Below are 20708 nucleotides of genomic sequence, written 5' to 3'. Positions count from 1 at the left end.
GCCAAGCTCTTGGGAGGGCGGGCCAAGCTCTTGGGAGGGAGCGTCATGACGTCAGGATTGACCATCATCATTGCGGACGATCACCCGCTGTTTCGTGGTGCCATGCGCCAGGCCCTGGCGGGCATGCCCGGCAACCCGGCAATCATCGAGGCCTGCGATTTCACATCCGCCCGGCAGGCGGTCATCGATCATGTTTCGACTGATCTGATGCTGCTTGATCTGACCATGCCGGGCGTCAGCGGGCTTTCCGGCCTGATTGCGCTTCGGGCCGAATTCCAGAGCCTGCCGGTCATGATCGTCTCTGCCCATGACGATCCGGCAACCATCCAGAGGGCGCTCGAACTCGGCGCCTGCGGCTTTCTGTCCAAATCCGCAGGCATCGACGAAATTCGCCAGGGGATCGATACGGTCATGGCCGGCGACATCTTCACCCCACCGGGCTTTGAACGCGGCATGGAGCACGAGCCGGAAGTGGCAGCACTGCTGCACCGGCTGCAGACGCTCACCCCGCAGCAATCGCGCGTGCTCGGCATGCTCGCCGAAGGCCTGCTCAACAAGCAGATCGCCTACGAACTCGGCGTCTCCGAGGCGACGATCAAGGCGCATGTTTCGGCGATCCTGCTGAAGCTCGATGTCGACAGCCGGACGCAGGCGGTCATTCAGCTGGGCAAGATTTCCGCTGTGGCGGCGTGATATTCCCAGAGAAATATAAGTTAAGGGTTGCGCTCTAGCGCATCCACACGCCTGCGAGATTTTCCGTCATGCCTTCTATTCTGGAAAGAGCGCTTTCGATTGCCGTCTGCAGGTGAGCTAGGCCACCGCCGAATTCCATTTTGATGGCGATCTCGAGATCATCCCTCAGTTCTGCTTGGCGTCTCTCGATGCGTCGGGAATACTCGTAGGTTTGCAGCGCCAAAGTCCGGACCTCGGAAATTTCCTGCCGGAAAGCGCGCATATCTTCGATGATTTTTTGACCCTGTTTGGCCAGAAAACGCAAATCCACTGTTTCTTCGATCATAGCCATACCGCCTAGGAATGCATCTTAGTCACGAACACAATAAATTTCCATTCAATGGCCCGGCATGCCCGTCGCTTGCTGCATGAGTTTCCTTAACTCGGCACCAGAAGTGCTACAGCGACCTTTGCGCGTCATGAATAACGCACGGCGCTGTCGGCGGTTTTACTCCGCCGCCGCTTTCATCGACACCGACAGCTGCGTCAGCCAGGCTCGCATCGAAGCCGGGCGGACGGGCTTGTTCTGCAGGCCGATGCCGTCGCGTTCAGCGCTTGCACGCACATCCGGGGAGCGGTCGGCCGTGACCAGCAGCGACGGGATGTCTGTGCCGAAATGACGCCGGATGGCACGGATCATGTCGATGCCGGTGCCGTCGTCCAGGTGATAGTCGGCGATGATGGCGTCGGGGCGCAGGTTGTGGGCGGTGAGGCTTTGTTGCCAGGCGTCGAGGGATGAAGTGATCGACACGCTGCACCCCCACCCCTCCAGAAGCAGCTTCATGCCTTCCAGGATCAGAGGCTCGTTGTCGACGCACAGAACACGCAGGCCATGCAGCGGTTCGGCGGTGCGAACGGGCTCGGACGGGGAGACCTTGGCGCTGCCGGCCGCCGTGCGGTCGATCGGCATCCTGACGCGGAAGCGTGTGCCTTTGCCCGGTTTGGATTGCAGGTCGACCGTGTGGTTGAGGACGCGGGAGATGCGATCGACGATCGACAGTCCGAGCCCGAGGCCGGAGGCGGTCTTGGCGCCCTCGTCGAGACGGGCGAACTCCTTGAAGACAGTGCGGAACTTGGATGCGGGAATGCCGATGCCAGAGTCGAGCACCTGGATTACCGCATCGCCGCCTTCGCGCCGCACACCGACGAGGACCTTGCCGGTCAGCGTGTACTTGATGGCGTTGGAGACGAGGTTCTGCACAAGGCGGCGCAAGAGGTTGGGATCGGTGCGGACGATCAGCGTGGTCGGCATGACGGTCAGCTTGAGGGAGGCTGCGCGGGCGACCGGCGCGAAATCGGTTTCGATGCGCCGCAACAGCTCGTTGAGCGGCACGGATTGCAGGCGCGGCTTCATCGCGCCGGTATCGAGCCGGGAGATGTCGAGCACGGCGCCGAGGATGGTCTCGACCGATTCCAGCGACGAATCGATATTCTGCACCAAAACACTGTTTTCCGATTCGCCGAGACGCTCCACCAGCGAGGATGAATAGAGGCGGGCGGCGTTGAGCGGCTGCAGGATATCGTGGCCGGCGGCGGCGAAGAACCGCGTCTTGCCGATATTGGCCTCTTCGGCAGCGGCGCGGGCCTCGGCCACTTGCCTGTTGACACGGGTGAGTTCGCCGGTGCGCTCGGCAACGCGCAGTTCCAGCGTCTCGTTCGCCTGTTTCAGCGCCATATCGGCCGCAACGCGCTGGGTAATATCGGTGTAGGTGGTGACGATCCCCTTGTCGGGCATGGCGTTTGTGCGCACCTCGATGATGCGTTCGCCGCCGGAAAGTTCGAGCAGGAAGGGTTTGTCGAGCGTCAGGAAGTTGGCAATCAGCCGCTTGCCGTCTTCCTTGCGGATATCGCCGCGCTGGGTCAGCATCGAGACGATCTCCGCCAGCGGGAAGCCGACCTGGCCGGCTGTTTCCGGCAGGTCGAGCAGCTGGCGGAAACGGCGGTTCCAGATGATCAGGTTGTTGGAGCTGTCGAAGACCGCGATGCCCTGGTCCATCTGGGACAGCGCTGTCTGCAGCATGTCCTGATTGTATTGCAGCGCTTCCGACGCCTGGTCGAGGAGCCAGGCCGTGTCTGAGGATGCGTCGTCCAGCCGCTGCAGCACCAGCGACAGGACGAGGCGGGCCGAGGACGAGCCGATGGCGCTACCGAGCAGCTGTTCGGAAAAATGGATCAGCCCCATATCGGCAGGCAGGTGATCTTCCAGCCAGCGGCCCGACTGGCGCTCGTAGGTCTGGAAGGAGCGCTGCATCCGTTCCTCGCCGAGATAGCGGGCAATCGTGGTCTTCAGATCGAGCACGGTGATCTTGGTCTTGCGGCCGCGGAACGCTTTTTCGGTGCGCGACTTGCGGCGGATGAACACCCCGGCCTGCAGCCGCTCCAGCGGTTTTGGCGCCCGGGTGAGGGAACCGATGACGTAGGCCAGCACGTTGACCAGCAGGCTGAGCGCCGAGGCATTGACCAGCGGGTCGGCGGCCGGGCCGGAAAACATGGTGGTGAAGGGGAAGAGGAAGCCGAGCACGGTTGCCGCGACATGGGAATTGTCCGGTCCGCCAAGGCTCGGCAGAAACAACAGATAGGCCCAGACGATAAAGCCGAGCGTCATTCCGGCAATGGCGCCGCGGGCGTTCGCCTGCCGCCAGACGAGCCCGGCGAACAAAGCCGGCGCCATCTGCGAGATGGCGGCAAAGGAGAGCAGGCCAAGCGAGGCAAGACCGGCGCTCATGTCGGCGGAGCGGTAGTAGGCGTAGCCGAGCAGCAGAACCACGAAGATCGCCGTGCGCCGGATATTGAGCAAGGTGCCGGCCACATCATGCGAACCGCCGCGCCCCATCAGGTTGCGCCTCAAGAACACCGGCATGATGATGTCGTTTGAGATCATGATCGACAGCGCCACCGAAGCGACGATGACCATGGCAGTCGCGGCGGAAAAACCGCCGATGAAGGTGATCATGCTCAGTACCGGCATGTCGGCGGCAAGCGGCAGCGTCAGCAGATAGAGATCGGCATCGCCGCTGCCGGCAAACGTCAGGATGCCGGCGATCGCGACAGGCAGTACGAACAGGTTGATGGCGACGAGGTAGATCGGGAACAGGATGCCGGCGGTGCGAAGATCCTTTTCCGTCCGATTTTCGACGACCGTGACGTGAAACTGCCGGGGCAGCATGATGATTGCGAAAGCGGAGAGCACGACGAGCATGATCCAGCGCGGCAGCGGCGTCTGGTAGTTGAGCGCCGTCATCACCTGCTGGTTGGCGAGTGCCTTTGTCCACAGGTCGCCCGGGCCGTCGAACAGGAAAAACACGACATAGAGCCCGGCGGTCACCAGGGCTAGCAGCTTGACCACCGATTCCATCGCGATCGCCAGGATCAGGCCATCCTGATGCTCGGTCGCGTCGGTGTGGCGCGTGCCGAAAACGATGGCGAAACAAGCGAGGAAGAGCGTCACCAGAAGCGGCAGATCGATGAAGTCCTGGCCGGAGCCGATACCGTAGCCGCTGGTATCGACCATGACCGATACCGAGCTCGAGACGGCCTTGAGCTGCAAGGCGATATAGGGGATGGCGCCGACCAGCGAGATCAGCGCAACGATGGCGGCAACCATCGGGTTCTTGCCGTAGCGCGCGGCAATGAAGTCGGCAACCGATGTCAGCCGCTCGGCCTTGGCAAGTGCGATGATGCGGCGGATGACCGGAAGGCCGATGGTGAACATCAGGATCGGGCCGATATAGATGCCGGTGAACTCCAACCCGCGCTCGGCGGCAAGGCCGACGCCGCCGAAATAGGTCCAGGAGGTGCAGTAGATCGCCAGGCTCAAGGCATAGACCAGCGGCCTGCCCTTGCCGGCAGGGGCGGTCTTGCGCGCCTTGCGATCGCCATAGCTTGCCACCGCAAACAGCAGCAACAGATAGGCGAAGGCGGCCGCGAAAATGATCGAGCCCGAGAGCATGTCTCCTCCTTGTCCTCCCGGGCAGCATAGGACAAGACGCCCGGGAAGAAAATCGGCCGTGACTAAGCCTTAAGTCAAAGAAACGACAACTGTTTCTCTGTTGAATCGTGATAGGGGGATGCCGCGCTATTTTTGATTGCGCGATTTACATGATTTCGATTTCGGCTAGCATCCACCGCACACCCGGCTGCGTAGGAACAGGCAGGCACCGCTGGTTTTAGGTTAGAGACAAGGAGAGAATAATGATAAATGAATTCAAGGCGTTTATTGCCCGTGGCAATGTCATGGACCTTGCGGTCGGTATCATCATCGGCGGCGCGTTCACGCTGATCGTCAATTCGCTGGTCAACGACATCATCATGCCGGTCGTCGGCGCGGTCACCGGCGGCCTCGATTTCTCCAACTTTTTCTTTCCGCTTTCCAGCAACGTGACGGCGACGTCGCTTGCCGCGGCACGCGAGCAGGGCGCTGTCTTTGCCTATGGTAACTTCCTCACCGTGGTGATCAACTTCCTCATCCTCGCCTGGATCATTTTCCTGCTGGTCAAGGCGGTCAACAGGATGCGCGCCTCGCTGGAGAAGCAGAAGAGCGAAGAGCCGGCAGCGCCGCCACCGGCAGACGTCCAGCTTCTGACCGAAATCCGCGACCTGTTGAAAACGCAGAGGGTATAAGGCGCGTTTTACGGTCGTGCGGCGGATGCCGATACATCACCAGAATCGATAAATCCGTCACCGAATATCGCGTGATCGTGATCTGAAAAACAGCTAGAAGCGGCAGGCAACGAGAGCGCCGCGCGCCCAACTGGGCGCGCAAAGGTCGCTCTCGCATTTTTAAGCTGCGCATACTCCTTATCCGGAAATCGATTCGGATTTTCGGGGGTAGGCGCGAGGAGCCCGCCGATGACCATTCTTGCCAGCCTCAGCCCCCGATCGCTTTCTGCGCCCGAAAGCGGCATCGTCGAACTGGTCAATTATGCACGTGGGCGCGAGGGGCTCATTCCGCTCTGGGTCGGTGAAGGCGACCTGCCGACACCGGATTTCATCTCGCAGGCGGCACAGGATTCGCTGGCAGCCGGAGAGACCTTCTACACCTGGCAGCGCGGCATCCCGCCATTGCGCGAAGCGCTGTCGCGCTACTACCAGCGCCATTTCGGCAAGACGCTGTCATCGGACAATTTCTATGTGACCGGCTCCGGCATGCAGGCGATCAAGCTTGCCATCGAGGCGGTGACATCGCCGGGCGACGAAATGGTGTTTCTGACGCCGGCCTGGCCGAACTTTGCCGCCAGCGCCGAGCTTTCCGGCGCCCGCCCGGTCGCCGTGCCGCTCAGCTTCGAGGATGGCAAATGGCAGCTCGACATCGACAGGCTGGAAGCTGCGATCACGAAAAAGACGCGAGCGCTGTTCGTCAATACGCCTTCCAATCCCACCGGCTGGACGGCGACGCATGACGACCTGAAAGCCATTCTGGCGCTGGCGCGCAAATACGGCCTGTGGATCATGGCCGACGAGATTTATGCACTCTATTCTTACAACGGCGCGCGCGCGCCCTCATTCCTAGACGTGATGGAGGAGGACGAGCGCATCCTGTTCGTCAATTCCTTCTCGAAGAACTGGTCGATGACCGGCTGGCGGGCCGGCTGGATCGTGGCGCCGCCGGCAATCGGCCAGGTGCTGGAAAACCTGATCCAGTACTCGACATCGGGCGTGGCGCAGTTCATCCAGGCGGGTGCCGTGGTGGCGCTTGACCAGGGCGATGGGTTCGTTGTGGAAAACGTTGCCAAGGCGGCCCGGTCACGCGATCTGCTTTGCGATGCGCTGATCGCCACAAACCGGGTGCAGACGCTCAAGCCGGACGGCGCGATCTATGCCTTCTTGAAGATCGATGGCGTCACCGACGCCCGGCGCGCGGCCCTCGATATCGTCGACAAGACCGGCGTTGGCCTGGCGCCCGGCACTGCGTTCGGCGAGGGCGGCTCGCTGTTCATGCGCGCCTGTTTCCTGCGCGATCCCGGCCAGATCGCCACCGCAGCCGAGCGGCTGGCGGGCTATATCGCTGCCCTTTGAACCGATTTTGCCCATGCGGCACCGCACAAAAGACTTGTGAAAGGCGCGCCGAACGGGTTTTATCCCGCTCACTTTGAACAGCGCAGGAGCAGGCAATGGCGGTTTTGGTAACGGGTGGCGGCGGTTATATCGGTAGTCACATGGTCTGGGCACTGCTCGATGCCGGCGAACAGGTCGTCGTCATCGATCGCCTGTCGACCGGCTTTCGGTGGGCCATCGCTCCCGAGGCGCGTTTCTATGAAGGCGATATCGCCGATAGCGGCCTGATGCGGCAGATTTTCGCCGATAACAGCATCGATTCCATCATCCATTTCGCCGGCTCGATCGTCGTACCGGAATCGGTCGCCGATCCGCTCGGCTACTACGAGAACAACACGGTCAAATCGCGCAGCCTGATTGCCAGCGCCGTCGAAGCCGGCATCCCGTATTTCGTGTTCTCCTCGACGGCCGCGGTCTACGGCACCCCGGACGTACTGGAGCCGGTGACGGAGAGCGTCAACCTCAAGCCGGAATCGCCTTACGGTTCGTCGAAACTGATGACCGAGATCATGCTGCGCGATACGGCCAATGCGCATGCCTTTACCTATACGGCGCTGCGCTATTTCAATGTCGCCGGTGCCGATCCGAAGGGGCGCAGCGGCCAATCCTCCGCACTTGCCACCCATCTGATCAAGGTTGCCTGCGCCACAGCACTTGGCAAGCGCCAGTCGATGAGCGTCTTCGGCACCGACTATCCGACCCCGGACGGAACCTGCGTGCGCGACTATATCCATGTGTGGGATCTGGTTCAGGCGCATCTGAAGGCCTTGCAGCGCATGCGCGCCGGCGGCGGCTCGCTGGCGGCCAATTGCGGCTATGGCCACGGCTTCTCCGTGCTCGAAGTGCTCGACGCCGTGCGCAAGGTGCATGGCGAGGACTTCCCAGTGACGTTCTCGGAGCGTCGCGCCGGCGATCCGGCGATGATCGTCGCCAACCCGGCGCTGGCCAAGCGGGAGCTTGGCTGGGTGCCGCAATATGATGATTTGAACGGCATCATCCGCAGCGCGCTGGATTGGGAATTGCATCTGATGCGCAAGAATTCTTTTTGATATCAGGCTGGTATCCTGCTGATATCCGGGGTGTTTTGCGCCACTCGGTCTGATGTGGAAGAGGCAGCCGGCTTTGCTCGCGCTGCCTCTCCAGTTTGACGACAGTTTCACCTTCTAGGGTCGTTGTCAGAATAGACTGACAGGACCCTGAGCATGATGGAGTTTTCGCGCCTTAAAAACCGTATGACCGCAAGGCTTCTGGCCCTGCAGTCGACGATGGCGCGTGATCCCGATTCTGCACAATCGCTGGGCAATCGCAATTTTCGTCCCTCTCGCCAAGCCATCGCCGGTGCTGCCTGCGATCGTCTTTGCATCTAACGGGAGGGGCGGATGAAAGCTGTCATTCTTGCCGGCGGCCTCGGGTCGCGCATCGCCGAAGAAACGCATCTTCGACCCAAGCCGATGATCGAGATCGGCGGCCGGCCGATCCTGTGGCATATCATGAAGCTCTATTACGCCCATGGCGTGCGCGACTTCATCGTCTGCTGTGGCTTCAAAGGCTACATGATCAAGGAATACTTCGCCAATTACGGCCTGCATATGTCGGACATCACCTTCGACCTGTCGCAGAACTCGATCGAATTTCACCGTCAGAGCGCCGAGAACTGGCGTGTCACGCTGGTCGATACGGGCGAAAGCTCGATGACCGGCGGCCGTCTGAAGCGGGTCGCGTCCTACCTCAAGGATGAGGAGGCGTTCTGCTTCACCTATGGCGACGGCGTCAGCAATGTCGATATCGGCAAGACCATTGCCTTCCACAAGAGCCACGGCAAGCAGGCGACGGTGACGGCCGTGCGGCCGCCGGCACGCTATGGCGCGTTGCAGCTGGAAGGCACCGAGGTTCAAGGCTTCATTGAAAAACCCGAAGGCGAAGGCGGCTTCATCAACGGCGGCTTCTTCGTGCTTTCACCCCGCGTCATCGACCGGATCGAGGCAGATCATTCAAGTTGGGAAGGGGAACCGTTGATGGGACTGGCCAGCGAAGGCGAGTTGCAGGCGTATTTCCATGACGGCTTCTGGCAGCCGATGGATACGCTGCGCGACAAGAATCATCTTGAAAGCCTGTGGCAGAGCGGCGCGCCCCCATGGAAGAGCTGGTGATGACGATGACGAACGATTTCTGGCGCGGAAAACGTGTCCTGGTCACAGGCCATACCGGCTTCAAAGGCAGTTGGCTGGCCCTGTGGCTGCGCGAACTCGGAGCCGACGTCTCCGGCCTGTCGCTGGCGCCGCAGACGGAGCCTGCGCTGCACCTGCTGCTCGGCGGCGGCATGGAGGGGCCGGGTATCATCGACATCCGCGACCGTGACGCAGTGACGCATCATGTGCTGAAAACCAGGCCGCAGGTCGTGTTTCATCTGGCAGCACAAGCTCTCGTGCGCGCCGGCTATCGCAATCCGGCCGAGACTTACGACATCAACGTCATCGGCACCGCCAATCTGCTCGACGCCCTGCGGCTGTCGGAAGATGTGCGTTCGATCGTCGTGGTGACGACGGACAAGGTGTACCATAACGCCGAGACAGGCCTTGCCTTCATGGAGAGCGATCCGCTCGGCGGCCATGATCCCTACAGCGCCAGCAAGGCAGCAGTGGAGATCGTCGCGGCGAGCTATCGCGCCTCGTTCTTTGCAGCCCGCAAGGTCGGTCTTGCCACGGCGCGTGCCGGCAACGTCATCGGCGGCGGCGACTGGGCGGAGGACCGGCTGATCCCGGATGCGGTGCGGGCCTGGCAGGGCGGCGAGACATTGCAGGTGCGCCGTCCGCGTGCCGTGCGTCCCTGGCAGCATGTGCTCGAGCCGCTCGGCGGCTACATGGGGCTGGCGCAGCGTTTGTGGCAGACGCCGGACGGGATCGAGAGCTACAATTTCGGTCCGGATCACGGCGAAGCCGCGTCTGTCGGCGCCGTCCTGAAAATGGCTGAGCGGCACTTTGGCGGCGGCGCGATGGTTCTGGGCGATGGCACGGACGGGCCGCACGAAGCGGGCTATCTGGTGCTCGACAGTGCCAAGGCGCGCGCCGACCTCGGCTACCAGCCGCGCTGGCGTCTGGCGGAAACCGTCAGGCGGACGATGGAGTGGTATAGAGCGCAAGGGCAGGGACAGGCGGCACTTGACCTGTGCCTAGGCGATATCCGCGATTTTGCCGGTCTTGCCACCAGCGACGAACCTTTGCGGGCGGCCGGATGAGTGCGCGGTTCACGGCGCACGCGACGCCACTCCAGGGGCTTTGCGTCATCCGCCGCAAAACGATGCCGGACGATCGGGGCTTCCTGTCGCGGCTGTTCTGCCAGGAAGACCTCGCGGCCTTCGGCTGGCAGGGACATGTGGCTCAGCTCAACGAAACCGGGACGCGCCACAAGGGCACGGTGCGTGGCATGCATTTCCAGCGTCCACCCCATGCCGAGATCAAACTCGTCACCTGCACCCGTGGCCGGATCCTCGACATCGCCGTCGATATCCGTGCGCAGTCGCCGACGTTTCTTCAGCATTTCGCCGTCGAGCTGTCGGAAGATAACGCCTGCTCGCTTTTGATTCCCAAGGGTTTCGCGCATGGATTCCAGGCACTGACCGATGACGTGCGGATGATCTATGCGCATTCAGAGCCCTATGCGGCTTCTTTCGAGGGCGGTCTCAACCCTGAAGATCCGGCGCTCGGCATCGACTGGCCGCTGCCGGTCGTCAACCTGTCACCGCGCGATGCGGCGCATCCTTTGCTGTCGCCGGACTATCGTGGAGTAGCCGCATGAAATGCCGTCACTGCGGATCGACACATATGGTGCCCTTCCTCGATCTGGGGACGGCGCCGCCCTCCAATTCCTATGTCAGTGCCGGCGAGCGGCACATGCCGGAACTCTGGTATCCGCTGGTGATCCGCTGCTGCCGGCAATGCCGGCTGGTGCAGACCGAGGATTTTGCCGACCGCGAGACGTTTTTTTCCTCAAGCTATGCCTATTTCAGCTCGTTTTCGACCTCCTGGCTCGATCACGCCAAGCGCTATGTCACCGATATGCAGGCCCGTTTCGGCCTGACCGAAGCCTCCCATATTGTCGAAGTTGCCGCCAATGACGGCTATCTGCTGCAATATGCGAAGGCGCGCGGCATCGGCTGCCTCGGCATCGAGCCGACGGCGAGCACGGCGGCGGCGGCGCGCGCCAAGGGCATCGAGATCACAGAGGAATTCTTTGGCGCGGAACTTGGCGCAAAGCTGGCGGCAGAAGGCCGTTCCGCCGATCTGACAGTCGCCAACAATGTGCTGGCCCATGTTCCCGACATCAACGATTTCGTTGCGGGTTTTACGCGGCTCTTGAAGGCAGACGGCGTTGCGACGTTCGAGTTTCCCCACCTGCTCAACATGGTGCGCGAGGCGCAGTTCGACACCGCCTATCACGAACATTATTCCTACCTGTCGCTGACATCCGTCAGCCGCGTCTTTGAAGCCAATGGACTATCCGTCTTCGACGTCGAGACGACCCCATGGCATGGCGGCAGCCTGCGTGTGCTCGCGCAGCGCAGCGAGACCGGAAAACATCCGGTCGCCGCGGCCGTGGCAGCGACACTGGCCGAAGAGCACGCTGCCGGCATGCGGGACGATGCCTTCTACACAGGCTTCCAGGAGGCAGCGCAAACCGTGCGCGATGGCTTCCTGACATTCCTGATCGAGAGCAGGCGGCAAGGTTTGAAAGTCGCAGCCTATGGCGCCGCAGCCAAGGGCAATACGCTGATCAACTTCTCCGGCGTCAAACCTGACCTCCTGCCGTTCGTCGTCGACAAAAACCCGGCCAAGCAGGGCCTGCTGCTCCCCGGCAGCCGTATCCCGGTTGTCACGGAAGAATTTCTCAAAGCCGAAAAACCGGAAAGAGTGGTGATACTGCCATGGAACCTTCAGGCCGAAATCAGACAGCAGCTTTCGTATATCAGCGATTGGGGTGGCAAGTTCGTGACGGCGGTGCCGGCGCTGACGGTGCATCCGTAGCGGACGACACTCTCACCGCTCTGCCCGAGGCAACGATCGAGGCTCCGGGTAAGAAGACCGGCACGGCCAACAAGATCGGCTGAACTACGGTTTCCGGCTACTTCCCGCTTTCACCGAGAATGTTCAACTCATGCTCGATCGAATGCTGGATCAGGCGTGCCCAGATGTCCTCGTAGAAGTCCGGATCAAGCCCCGCCATCTCGGCGTTCCGGCGGGCGTTCAACCGGACCTCATCGACGCGGGCGGGAATGTCGGCCTTGAGCCCGGCCGGCTTCTTGATCTCCGCAGCGCGGCCGATATAGCCCCAGCGCTCCTGGAAAAGAGCGATCAGGGCCCGGTCGATCCGGTCGATCTCGACGCGGATCTCTGCCATCGAGGCGCAGTCTGCCGGACGTTTCTGCATCGCGGGTCTCCGAATGTCTTCATCGCGGCTTTGCCTCAATCGCAAGACCGCTTGCGACGCTGCTTATCAAGCCGTCCGTCTCCTGAAAAGCCGAAAACCCGCCCTTTGGCCAAAGGGTCGCGGGCAAGCTTCGCAAAAGCCTTCGCCGCTAGTCTGCGGCAAACGGAGAAATTTCATGTTCGCCCAGCCGAAACTGACGATTTGTGTGCCATCGCGTAACCGCCAGCGGTATTTCCAGGAAACGATCAGAAGCCAGCTGATAAACCTGCGAACGGATGTCGAGTATGTTTTTGCCGATAACTCCGATGACGCCTTGATCATGAACGGCTTTATGGAGGACCTTCTTGCCGATCCGCGGGTGAAATACCTGCCATCGGTGGACCGGGTCCTGTCCATGGTCGAAAATTGGGACCGTTGCGTCGAGGCCGCCACCGGCGAATTCATCTGCATGATCGGCGATGACGACTATGTGGACGCCGATGTCGCCAGCCTGATTGCGCGGACACAGGCCGAGTATTCCAGCGTCGATGTCTTCGCCTGGAGCCGCCTGACCTATAATTGGCCGGGCAATCGTCCGACCCGTTGCAACGTCGCTGCACCGCTCTCGACAATCGTCCACAGGCTTCCGCGGGCCCCGCTCTATCAGGAGTTCTTTTCCTGGAAGGGAAACAAAGCCACGCCCAACATGGCGTTCGGGTTCTATCACAGCGCCGTCTCGAAACGGGTGATGGACAAGATCAAGGCGAAGTTCGGCGGAAAATACTGCGAATACCCGGTCGTCGATTTCGAGAATGTCTGCAAGGTTCTCGTCACTGCCGAGCATGTGTTTTACGCGGAGCGGCCCTTTTCGGTTCTCGGTTCCTGCGCGGAGAGCAACTCCGCGAGACTGAACCAGATCGACAAGGCCAAGGAGCAGCACGCGGCCTTCATGAAGGAAGTGGGGCGCAATATCGACGAAGACCCGCACATGAAGGATTTTCCATTTCCATCGATGCTCGGTCTTGCGGCCTGTATCGCCCAGACGCAACGCTGGTTTCTGACGCAATACGGCTACAGCCCGATGACGGGCTGGGAGGTCAATTTCGCCAAGGCAAGCGGCCTCAGCTGCAGCAAGATGGTCGGAAGGGCGGACTACGACAAGACTGTTGCCGGCTACCGCGCCGCCTTTGGCAAATGGAAGGGCGGCAAATATCTGAAGCATTTCCAGCCAGCCGACTATGTCGAGATAGCCGATGCAGCCCTCTTCACAGGGATTTCCAACAACCATCTCTATCTCGACGAGAATATTGGCGGCGTACAGACACCGGCAGAGCTCTACCATCTGGTCGATCAGATGCTTTCGCCTCAAGAGGCGCTGGATCTGAAATCTCAAGCGCATTTCAAGGCGGCCTGAGGTTTCACTTGCGCCGTTGCCTCTGCCCCGCGCCAATGGGTTCGCGGGTATTTTGACATCAAAGGGATGCAAAGCATGCTTCAGAATGAAGTCCTCATTCCCGCTTCGGCCAAGGAAGATTTCGCCACCAAGGGCTATACGATGCTGCCGCAGTTCTACGACGCGCAGCGCGACGTGGCCCCGATCCAGGAAGGCATCCGCGTCATCCTGGAACTGCTCTGCCGCAAATACAGCGTCGATGCGCCGACGGACACGTCCTGGAACGCGATGACCAAGGCCTATCCGGCGCTGATCGCCAAAAACCGCGCTTGGGGCGGGGAGGTCTATGACGCCGTCAAGCAAATCCCCGCGTTCATGCAGCTCGTCACCAAGACCGTGAACCAGACCGTATTCCAGCATCTGCATCCGGGCTCCGTTCCGGGCATTGCGGCTGGCGGCTATGGCATCCGTATCGACAACCCGGGCGAGGAAAAATTTCGGGCACAGTGGCACCAGGAATTCCCCGGCCAGCTTCGCAGCCTTGACGGCATCGTGTTCTGGACGCCGCTTCTGCCGGTGACACCGGATATGGGACCGGTTCAGATTGCCGAAGGCTCGCATGCCGAAGGCCTGATCCCGGTCTACCGCGACGATGCGGGCCTGGGCAAAAGCGGCGCCTACGCGCTGTACATGGACGGTGCAGAGGAACGCCTGGCGAAATATGAGACGGTCGCGCCGCTGACCCAGCCGGGCGACCTGATCCTGATGGACTTCCTGACCATGCACCAGGGCGGGCACAATGTATCCGCCATGCCGCGCTGGAGCATCCAGTTCCGCTACTTCAATTTCGCCGATCCGCTCGGCACCCGCATTGGCTGGTGCGGCTCGTTTGCCGCCGGCGTGGATTTCTCGAAAGTCCTGCCGGAACTGGTGGCGGATGGGGAGAAAGCAGTATGACCGCATGCCGGGTCTGCGGATCGCACATTGCCGAGGCCTCCTACGAGGCCTCGGCGCCCGCCCTGACGTCGATGATGGCCTTCATCGACATCCCGACGCTGGCCTATGTCTGCGACGAATGCGGTCACGCGCAATCCGCCGACCTGCCGGATATCGAGAGCTTTTACGATACAACCTACCGGATTTCGCTGGAATCGGACGATCACGATCAGATTTTCGCCGTGGCTGCGGATGGTACGCCGATCTTCCGGACCGACCATCAGGCCGCGATCGGCCTGCGACTTCTGGATCTGCCGCAGGGCGCATCCATCCTCGATTATGGTGCCGGCAAGGCGGACACGCTGCGCAAGATGTGCGCGGCGCGTGCCGATCTTCATCCGCATGTATTCGATGTCAGCCGCGACTACGCGCCGGCTTGGAACGGCTGGGTAAAGCCTGAGGATCAGGCGAGCTATCGTGTGCCGGCTGCTTGGGCCGGCCGGTTCCAGGCGATTATCAGCCATTTCGTCATCGAGCATGTGGCCGAACCTGTTTCCTTCCTGAAAGCCTTGCGCGAGCTGCTTGCTCCCGGCGGCCGGCTACTCCTGTCGATGCCCGACGTGGCGGCCAATCCCGGCGACATGACGGTTGCCGACCATCTCAACCATTTCAGCACTGCGTCTTTGAAGCGGGCGCTGGCACTGTCCGGTTTCGCGCTGGAAACGGTGGACAGTGCAGCCTTTCCAGGCGCCTTCTTCATCGTGGCAGTCTCTTGCGAACAACCGGTGGCGAGCGTTTCTGACCAGCAGGCAGCCGCAGATGCCGCAAGGAAAGCCAGGGAAATCTGCGCTTTCTGGAAAAAAGCCACCATCCGCCTCGATGACGCGGCCAAGCGGTTTTCCGGCAAGCGCGCGGCAGTCTACGGCTCCGGCTTCTATGGCAGCTGGATCTGCAGCCGGATCGAGGCGGATGTCGATTTCCGTGTCTTCCTCGACCAGAATCCGAAGCTGCAGGGTTCCGTTCATTTCAACCGGCCCGTCCTGCCGCCATCGAAACTCGATGATGACGTCGATGTCGTCTTTGTCGGTCTCAATCCGCTGAAGGCGCGCGCCGCCATCGCCGGTCAGGCGGCCTTGCACCGGCCGGGTCTCGATCTCGTCTGGATCGACGGCTGACCGGAAAGGCCGGCAGCCAGCCTCGCGAAAGGCTTTGGCGATAGTTTCCCCCTGTCGAATTGTCTGGGTGCGCTGCCATGGTGGCAGCCTCCCGGCAAGCCGGGCAATGCTTGAACGGATCATGAGCCGGAATATCGTTATTTCACAATCGATGTACTTTCCCTGGGTGGGTCTGCTGGAGCAGATCCGTCTGGCGGATGTCTTCGTTCATTATGACGACGTGCAATATTCCAAGGGCAGTTTCAGCAACCGCGTCCAGGTGAAGGGGATCAACGGCGTCAGCTGGATGACGCTGCCGTTGCGCGACTATCATCTTGGCCAGCGGATCGACGAGGTGATGCTCGACGACCGCACCGATTGGCGGAGCAAACATCGCGAGATTCTGCGTCAGGCCTATCTGAAGGCACCGTTTCGCGACGAGATGCTCGGTTTGGTGGACCGCGTTTTCGCGCAGAAAGCATCGACGGTCGCCGATGTTTCACGCCAGTCCATGCTGGAACTCGCTTCTTACTTCGGCCTCGAGCGGCCGCAGTTTCTCTCATCGCAGACGCTGCCGGTTGCCGGCGCAAGCAGTGAGCGGGTGTGCGACATCGTCGAGCATCTTGAGGGAACGGTCTATATCACCGGGCACGGCGCTAGAAACTATCTGAACCATGGGCTGTTCGAGGAGAAGGGCATCTCCGTCGAATACATGCGCTACGAGCGCACGCCCTATCCACAATTGCACGGCGACTTTACCCCTTATGTGACCGCATTGGACCTGATCGCCAATTGCGGTGCGGATGGCGCCGGGTTGATTCATTCGGGAACGATCGGTTGGAAGGAATTCACGCAATGACGACAGAAAATCTCGATGCAGTCACATCCGAGTATCTTCCGAATGCCGCGACGGCAATCGAGAACGATCTCATTCTCAACTGGTATCCGGAGCGCATCATCCGCCGGTTCGGCTCGGTCGGTTCGATCCTCGAGCTTGGTATCGGCCACGGGTATACGCCAGGTCTGTTCAACGCGGCCTGCGACCGTCATGTGATCGTCGAGGGCTCACAGCTGGTCATCGATCTCTTCAAGGAAAGAAGCCCGGATTTCGCCGGCGAAGTCGTGTTCTCCTATTTCGAGAATTTTGACACGGACGAGCGCTTCGACGTCATCGTCATGGGCTTCATTCTGGAGCATGTCGATGATCCGGGCATGCTGCTCGACCGCTTCAAGACGTTCCTGAAGCCGGGCGGCCGCATCTTCGTTGCGGTTCCCAACGCCAAGTCGATGAACCGGCGGCTCGGTGTCGAACTCGGCAAGATCGACGATATCTACAGCCTCAATGCCAACGATCACGCCCTCGGCCACAAGCGCCAATATTGCCGCGATACACTGAAGCAGGAAATTCAGAGCCATGGCTACCAGGTCAGCCTTGAAGAAGGCATCTACCTGAAGCCGCTGCCGCTCGGCGTCTTGAAGACGCTCCCGGATTTCCAGGAGAATCTTGAGGCGATGTTGCGCGTCGGGATCGATTTCCCCGATCTTTGCGTCGGGTTGCTGATGGAAGCCACCGTGCAATGAGGACTGCCGCCATCATCGGCGCACGGTCCATGCTCGGCAGCCAGCTGATTGAACGGCTGCATGCACAGGATATTGCCACGATAACGATCGGGCGGTCGGCAGTGGATGATATCCACTTCGATCTTCGCGGCGAGCCGGCAAAGATACAGAACGGCCTTCATGCCGATGTGATCTTTCACTGCGCTGCGAGTTTTGCCGGCGATGACGATGATGGTGTTGGCGAGAATTTTTCGGCGAATGCGGCAAGTGCCCTGCCGATTGCCGGCTTGGTGCAGGAACTTGGCGCGAAAACACTGATCTATGCCGGATCGATATTTTCCGATCAGACGCTGGGTGCCGGCAATTTCACATCCTATGGGCTGACAAAGGCAATTGCAGAACAGGTCATGAGCTGGGCTTTGGAAAAGCAGGGCAAGCTTTTCTGCAGTCTTCGCTTTGCGCAATTCTATGATACCGCCGGCCGTTGCTGCGCACATCAACCCTGGTTCGGACGCATCATCGCCTACGCATCGCAAGGTCTGGACATGCGCTTGCCGCGATCTGACGGCGTCCGCAACTTCCTGCATGTCAGAGACGCGGCCGATTTGATGATCCAGGCCGCAACACGCGGCATGACGGGAATTGTCAATGCCGTGCATCCCTTGTCGCTGACTGTCGATGAGATCGCGACCATCGCCTACGAGGTCTTCGGAAAAGGCGGCAAGATCGTCAGAGCACCGGAAAAACCGCCTTTCCGGCCGATCCATTTTCCCGAAGGTTCCGAAGCCTTYGCGCAGCTGACTTCAGGGCCTGCGATCGGCATGCACCAGGGTATCCGCATGATCAGGGATGCCGGCACAGCCAAGGCCTTCGGGCCGATGGACATTACATGACGGCCACGAAACCGGAACATTCAACCAAGCCAATCACCGTTGTCGTAACGGCGGTTGGCGCGCTGATCGGGCAGGGGATCATCCGGTCGCTGCGTTTGTCGGGGCTGTCGGTGCGGGTCATCGGCGTGGATCGCGATCCGCATGGCATCGGGCCTTACTGGTGTGATGCGTTCTTTGCCAAGCCCGCATTTGACGAGAGCTCGGATGCATATCTCGGCTTCTGGAAAGACCTGCTGGTCGATCAGGCCGTCGATCTCGTCCTGCCGGGACTCGAACTCGACGTCCTGTTCTTCAGCCGTAACCGGGCGGCCTTTGCTGATCTGGATGCGCGTATTGTGCTCAACGATCCCAGGGTCATCGAGCTGGCGCAGGACAAATGGGACTTCGGCCTTGAACTGGAACGGCTGGGATTGCCGGCCATTCCGGCACGCCTGGGCGCAGGCTGGACGGACTGCGTCCGGGAGCTCGGCCTGCCGCTGCTCCTGAAACCCCGACAGGGCAACGGCTCGCGTGGCATCGCCGTGCTGCGGGACGAGGACGATTTCAACTATTGGAGCCGCAGGAGCAGAGACGAGTTCCTGATCCAGAAATTCATCGGCAACGACGAGCAGGAATTCACCATTGGCGCCTTCGGGCTTGGCGACGGCGCGGCATTGCCGCCGATCATCTTTCGGCGAAAACTATCGGTCGCCGGCAATACGCAATATGCCGAGGTCGTCGAGCACCCTGTCCTGGCCGATGCCGTGACCCGGCTGGCGGCGATCTTCAAGCCGGTCGGGCCGACGAACTACCAGTTCCGCATGGACGGCGGGACGCCTTATCTTTTGGAAATCAACCCGCGCTTTTCCAGCAGCACGTCGCTGCGCGCCGCGTTCGGCTACAACGAGGCAGCCATGGCTGTCGAATATTATCTCAGGGGCAAGAAGCCGCTTGTGCCCGAAATCCGCCCCGGACGCGGCTGGCGCTATTACGAAGACCTTGTGGTGACATGATCGCGATCATTTCGGACGTTCACGGTAACCTCCCGGCACTGAAGGCAGTGCTCGAAAAGATCGATGCGCTCGGCTGCGAAACGGTCATCTCGCTCGGTGACGTCGTTGGCTATTACGCGCAACCGGGCGAGTGCATCGACCTGTTGCGCGACCGGGGCATCGTCAATATCCTCGGCAACCATGACCACTACATCGTCAGTGGCGAGGGGTGCCCGCGATCGAAGCTGGTGTCGGACATTACCGAGTACCAGCGCGGCATCATCTCGCCGCAGCAGGTCGCCTGGCTCGCCCAATCGCATTCCTATATCATCGACGGTTCGACCTATTTCATCCATGGCGGCTGGCAGGATCCGGTCGATCAGTATCTCTACACGATTGCACAGACGGATATTCCCGCGGAGGCCGAGACATTCTTTGCCGGGCATACGCATGTGCAGGTCCTGCTTGACGTGAAAGGCAGGACTTTTTGCAATCCCGGTGCCGTCGGCCAGCCGCGCGATGGCGATCCGCGCGCGGCGTTTGCCACGTTCGAGGATGGCCGCATCGAATTGCGCCGGGTCGGCTACGACATCGACGAGACCGCCTTCCACATGAAGGAAGCCGGGTTTCCGGCCAAATGCTATGAAAACCTCTACCTCGGCGCGCAGATCGGCGGCCGGATCGACAAGATCACGCTGGCGGTCTGACTGCGGCACCCGTCGAGGCCCGCGTCTCGCTTCAGCGAAACACGGGCCTCTAGACAGAAATTGACTGCGTGTCAGGCCGCGTCGGGCAGGCGGATGCAGTATCCGCCCGGAGACGAAGCCAGCACGAGCTTGCCGTTGATTACCGGATCGACCTGGAAACGATCGGTCTCCTTGAGATAGTCGTTGACCGCGGTCAAAGGATCGTTGCCTCTGAACCAGGATTTCGAGCGTTTCTTCGGTGCCTGGTCCTCGGTCAAATGACCCGCCGCCGTGTCGGCCACGACGAGGTAGCAGCCCGGCGTCACCAGAGAACCATAGGCGCGGCACTCAGCCAGCACGTGGCCGTAGGAATGGTCGCTATCGAGAACGACCATGACCCTTGCGCCTTCCGGAATGAGATCGCGCACGGCCTGCAAGGTACTGTCATCGACGGAGCCGCCTTCGATGAGGGCGATGCGGCTTGCCATCGGATGGGTCTCGATCGCTTCGCGGTTATGGGCGCGGATGTCGATATCGACGCCGATCACCTTGCCCTTGTCGTTGCCGGTCATCGCCAGCAGCGAGGCCATGAAGATCATCGAGCCGCCACGCGCGACCCCGGTTTCGATGATGATATCGGGCCTGGTGTTCCAGATGATCTCCTGCGTCGCCATGATATCGGCCGGCAGCTGGATGATCGGAACGCCCATCCAGCTCCAGAGGTAGGAGTAGTCGTAAGCGTCGAGCGCCAGCATCGTGTCGATGGACTGCTTGAAAACCTGGGTGTCCTTGCCCAGCGCCAGGCACATCTCCTGCCTGTGCGCTTCAAACTCCTGGCGATCATCTTTAGTTGTCATGGGATGTGGTGCCTTTGTCATTCAAGACGGCTGTCTTAAGCCGTGTGGTCGGCGGCGAAAGATGTGCCA

General features: G+C 60.9%; 21 protein-coding genes. 17 read left to right on the top strand and 4 right to left on the bottom strand.

Annotated elements, in window-relative coordinates; genetic code table 11:
- Positions 1-45: 45 nt before the first annotated feature.
- Positions 46-693, top strand: coding sequence for a response regulator transcription factor (locus AC1D17_RS13530; protein ID WP_477565914.1), 648 nt, complete (start codon positions 46-48; stop codon positions 691-693).
- A gap of 34 nt (positions 694-727) precedes the next feature.
- On the opposite strand, the gene AC1D17_RS13525 is transcribed toward AC1D17_RS13530, so the two are convergent.
- A complete protein-coding gene (locus AC1D17_RS13525) occupies positions 728-1018 on the bottom strand; it encodes a hypothetical protein (RefSeq protein WP_477565913.1) in 291 nt (96 codons plus the stop codon).
- Between the two features lie 162 nt (positions 1019-1180).
- Positions 1181-4681 (bottom strand): PAS domain-containing hybrid sensor histidine kinase/response regulator, encoded by a 3501-nt coding sequence (locus AC1D17_RS13520; protein ID WP_477565912.1) that lies wholly within the window; start codon positions 4679-4681, stop codon positions 1181-1183.
- A 242-nt stretch (positions 4682-4923) separates the two neighbouring features.
- Here AC1D17_RS13520 and mscL point away from each other — a divergent pair, with 242 nt between their 5' ends.
- From mscL to AC1D17_RS13480, 8 genes are all read left to right on the top strand, one after another.
- Positions 4924-5352: a large conductance mechanosensitive channel protein MscL gene (mscL, locus tag AC1D17_RS13515; RefSeq protein WP_477565911.1), complete on the top strand. Its 429-nt coding sequence runs from the start codon at positions 4924-4926 to the stop codon at positions 5350-5352.
- A 228-nt stretch (positions 5353-5580) separates the two neighbouring features.
- Positions 5581-6747, top strand: coding sequence for a pyridoxal phosphate-dependent aminotransferase (locus AC1D17_RS13510; RefSeq protein WP_477565910.1), 1167 nt, complete (start codon positions 5581-5583; stop codon positions 6745-6747).
- A 95-nt stretch (positions 6748-6842) separates the two neighbouring features.
- Complete coding sequence (galE, locus tag AC1D17_RS13505; RefSeq protein ID WP_477565909.1) at positions 6843-7835, top strand: UDP-glucose 4-epimerase GalE; 993 nt, start codon at positions 6843-6845, stop codon at positions 7833-7835.
- 153 nt (positions 7836-7988) lie between these two features.
- A complete protein-coding gene (locus AC1D17_RS13500) occupies positions 7989-8153 on the top strand; it encodes a hypothetical protein (protein WP_477565908.1) in 165 nt (54 codons plus the stop codon).
- Between the two features lie 12 nt (positions 8154-8165).
- A complete protein-coding gene (rfbF, locus tag AC1D17_RS13495; protein WP_477565907.1) occupies positions 8166-8936 on the top strand; it encodes a glucose-1-phosphate cytidylyltransferase in 771 nt (256 codons plus the stop codon).
- A complete protein-coding gene (gene rfbG / locus AC1D17_RS13490) occupies positions 8936-10021 on the top strand; it encodes a CDP-glucose 4,6-dehydratase (protein ID WP_477565906.1) in 1086 nt (361 codons plus the stop codon). The genes rfbF and rfbG overlap by 1 nt, the downstream gene beginning before the upstream one ends.
- The gene (locus AC1D17_RS13485) at positions 10018-10581 is read left to right on the top strand and encodes a dTDP-4-dehydrorhamnose 3,5-epimerase family protein (RefSeq protein WP_477565905.1); all 564 of its coding nucleotides are present in this window, start codon (positions 10018-10020) and stop codon (positions 10579-10581) included. The genes rfbG and AC1D17_RS13485 overlap by 4 nt, the downstream gene beginning before the upstream one ends.
- Positions 10578-11807 (top strand): methyltransferase domain-containing protein, encoded by a 1230-nt coding sequence (locus AC1D17_RS13480; RefSeq protein WP_477565904.1) that lies wholly within the window; start codon positions 10578-10580, stop codon positions 11805-11807. Before AC1D17_RS13485 ends, AC1D17_RS13480 begins: the two co-directional genes overlap by 4 nt.
- Before the next feature lie 97 nt (positions 11808-11904).
- On the opposite strand, the gene AC1D17_RS13475 is transcribed toward AC1D17_RS13480, so the two are convergent.
- Complete coding sequence (locus AC1D17_RS13475) at positions 11905-12210, bottom strand: chorismate mutase family protein (protein WP_477565903.1); 306 nt, start codon at positions 12208-12210, stop codon at positions 11905-11907.
- A gap of 175 nt (positions 12211-12385) precedes the next feature.
- Here AC1D17_RS13475 and AC1D17_RS13470 point away from each other — a divergent pair, with 175 nt between their 5' ends.
- The 8 genes from AC1D17_RS13470 to AC1D17_RS13435 all read left to right on the top strand — a co-directional run bounded on the left by AC1D17_RS13470 (position 12386) and on the right by AC1D17_RS13435 (position 19803).
- Positions 12386-13603, top strand: a complete 1218-nt coding sequence (locus AC1D17_RS13470; protein ID WP_477565902.1) for a glycosyltransferase — start codon at positions 12386-12388, stop codon at positions 13601-13603.
- Positions 13604-13678: 75 nt separating this feature from the next.
- A complete protein-coding gene (locus AC1D17_RS13465) occupies positions 13679-14539 on the top strand; it encodes a phytanoyl-CoA dioxygenase family protein (RefSeq protein ID WP_477565901.1) in 861 nt (286 codons plus the stop codon).
- Positions 14536-15693, top strand: a complete 1158-nt coding sequence (locus tag AC1D17_RS13460) for a class I SAM-dependent methyltransferase (protein WP_477565900.1) — start codon at positions 14536-14538, stop codon at positions 15691-15693. The genes AC1D17_RS13465 and AC1D17_RS13460 overlap by 4 nt, the downstream gene beginning before the upstream one ends.
- A gap of 121 nt (positions 15694-15814) precedes the next feature.
- The gene (locus tag AC1D17_RS13455) at positions 15815-16531 is read left to right on the top strand and encodes a WbqC family protein (protein WP_477565899.1); all 717 of its coding nucleotides are present in this window, start codon (positions 15815-15817) and stop codon (positions 16529-16531) included.
- Complete coding sequence (locus AC1D17_RS13450) at positions 16528-17253, top strand: class I SAM-dependent methyltransferase (protein ID WP_477565898.1); 726 nt, start codon at positions 16528-16530, stop codon at positions 17251-17253. Before AC1D17_RS13455 ends, AC1D17_RS13450 begins: the two co-directional genes overlap by 4 nt.
- On the top strand, positions 17250-18125 hold the full coding sequence (locus AC1D17_RS13445; protein WP_477565897.1) for an NAD-dependent epimerase/dehydratase family protein: 876 nt from the start codon (positions 17250-17252) through the stop codon (positions 18123-18125). The genes AC1D17_RS13450 and AC1D17_RS13445 overlap by 4 nt, the downstream gene beginning before the upstream one ends.
- Entirely contained in the window at positions 18122-19117 is a 996-nt protein-coding gene (locus AC1D17_RS13440) for an ATP-grasp domain-containing protein (RefSeq protein WP_477565896.1), read from the top strand. Before AC1D17_RS13445 ends, AC1D17_RS13440 begins: the two co-directional genes overlap by 4 nt.
- Positions 19114-19803 (top strand): metallophosphoesterase family protein, encoded by a 690-nt coding sequence (locus tag AC1D17_RS13435; protein WP_477565895.1) that lies wholly within the window; start codon positions 19114-19116, stop codon positions 19801-19803. Before AC1D17_RS13440 ends, AC1D17_RS13435 begins: the two co-directional genes overlap by 4 nt.
- 71 nt (positions 19804-19874) lie before the next feature.
- Here AC1D17_RS13435 and AC1D17_RS13430 read toward each other — a convergent pair whose 3' ends face one another.
- Positions 19875-20639 (bottom strand): cephalosporin hydroxylase family protein, encoded by a 765-nt coding sequence (locus tag AC1D17_RS13430; RefSeq protein ID WP_477565894.1) that lies wholly within the window; start codon positions 20637-20639, stop codon positions 19875-19877.
- Positions 20640-20708 lie beyond the last annotated feature (69 nt).

This window comes from Pararhizobium sp. P1_E7, assembly GCF_056405855.1.
This window is presented reverse-complemented; position numbering and strand designations above follow the sequence as displayed.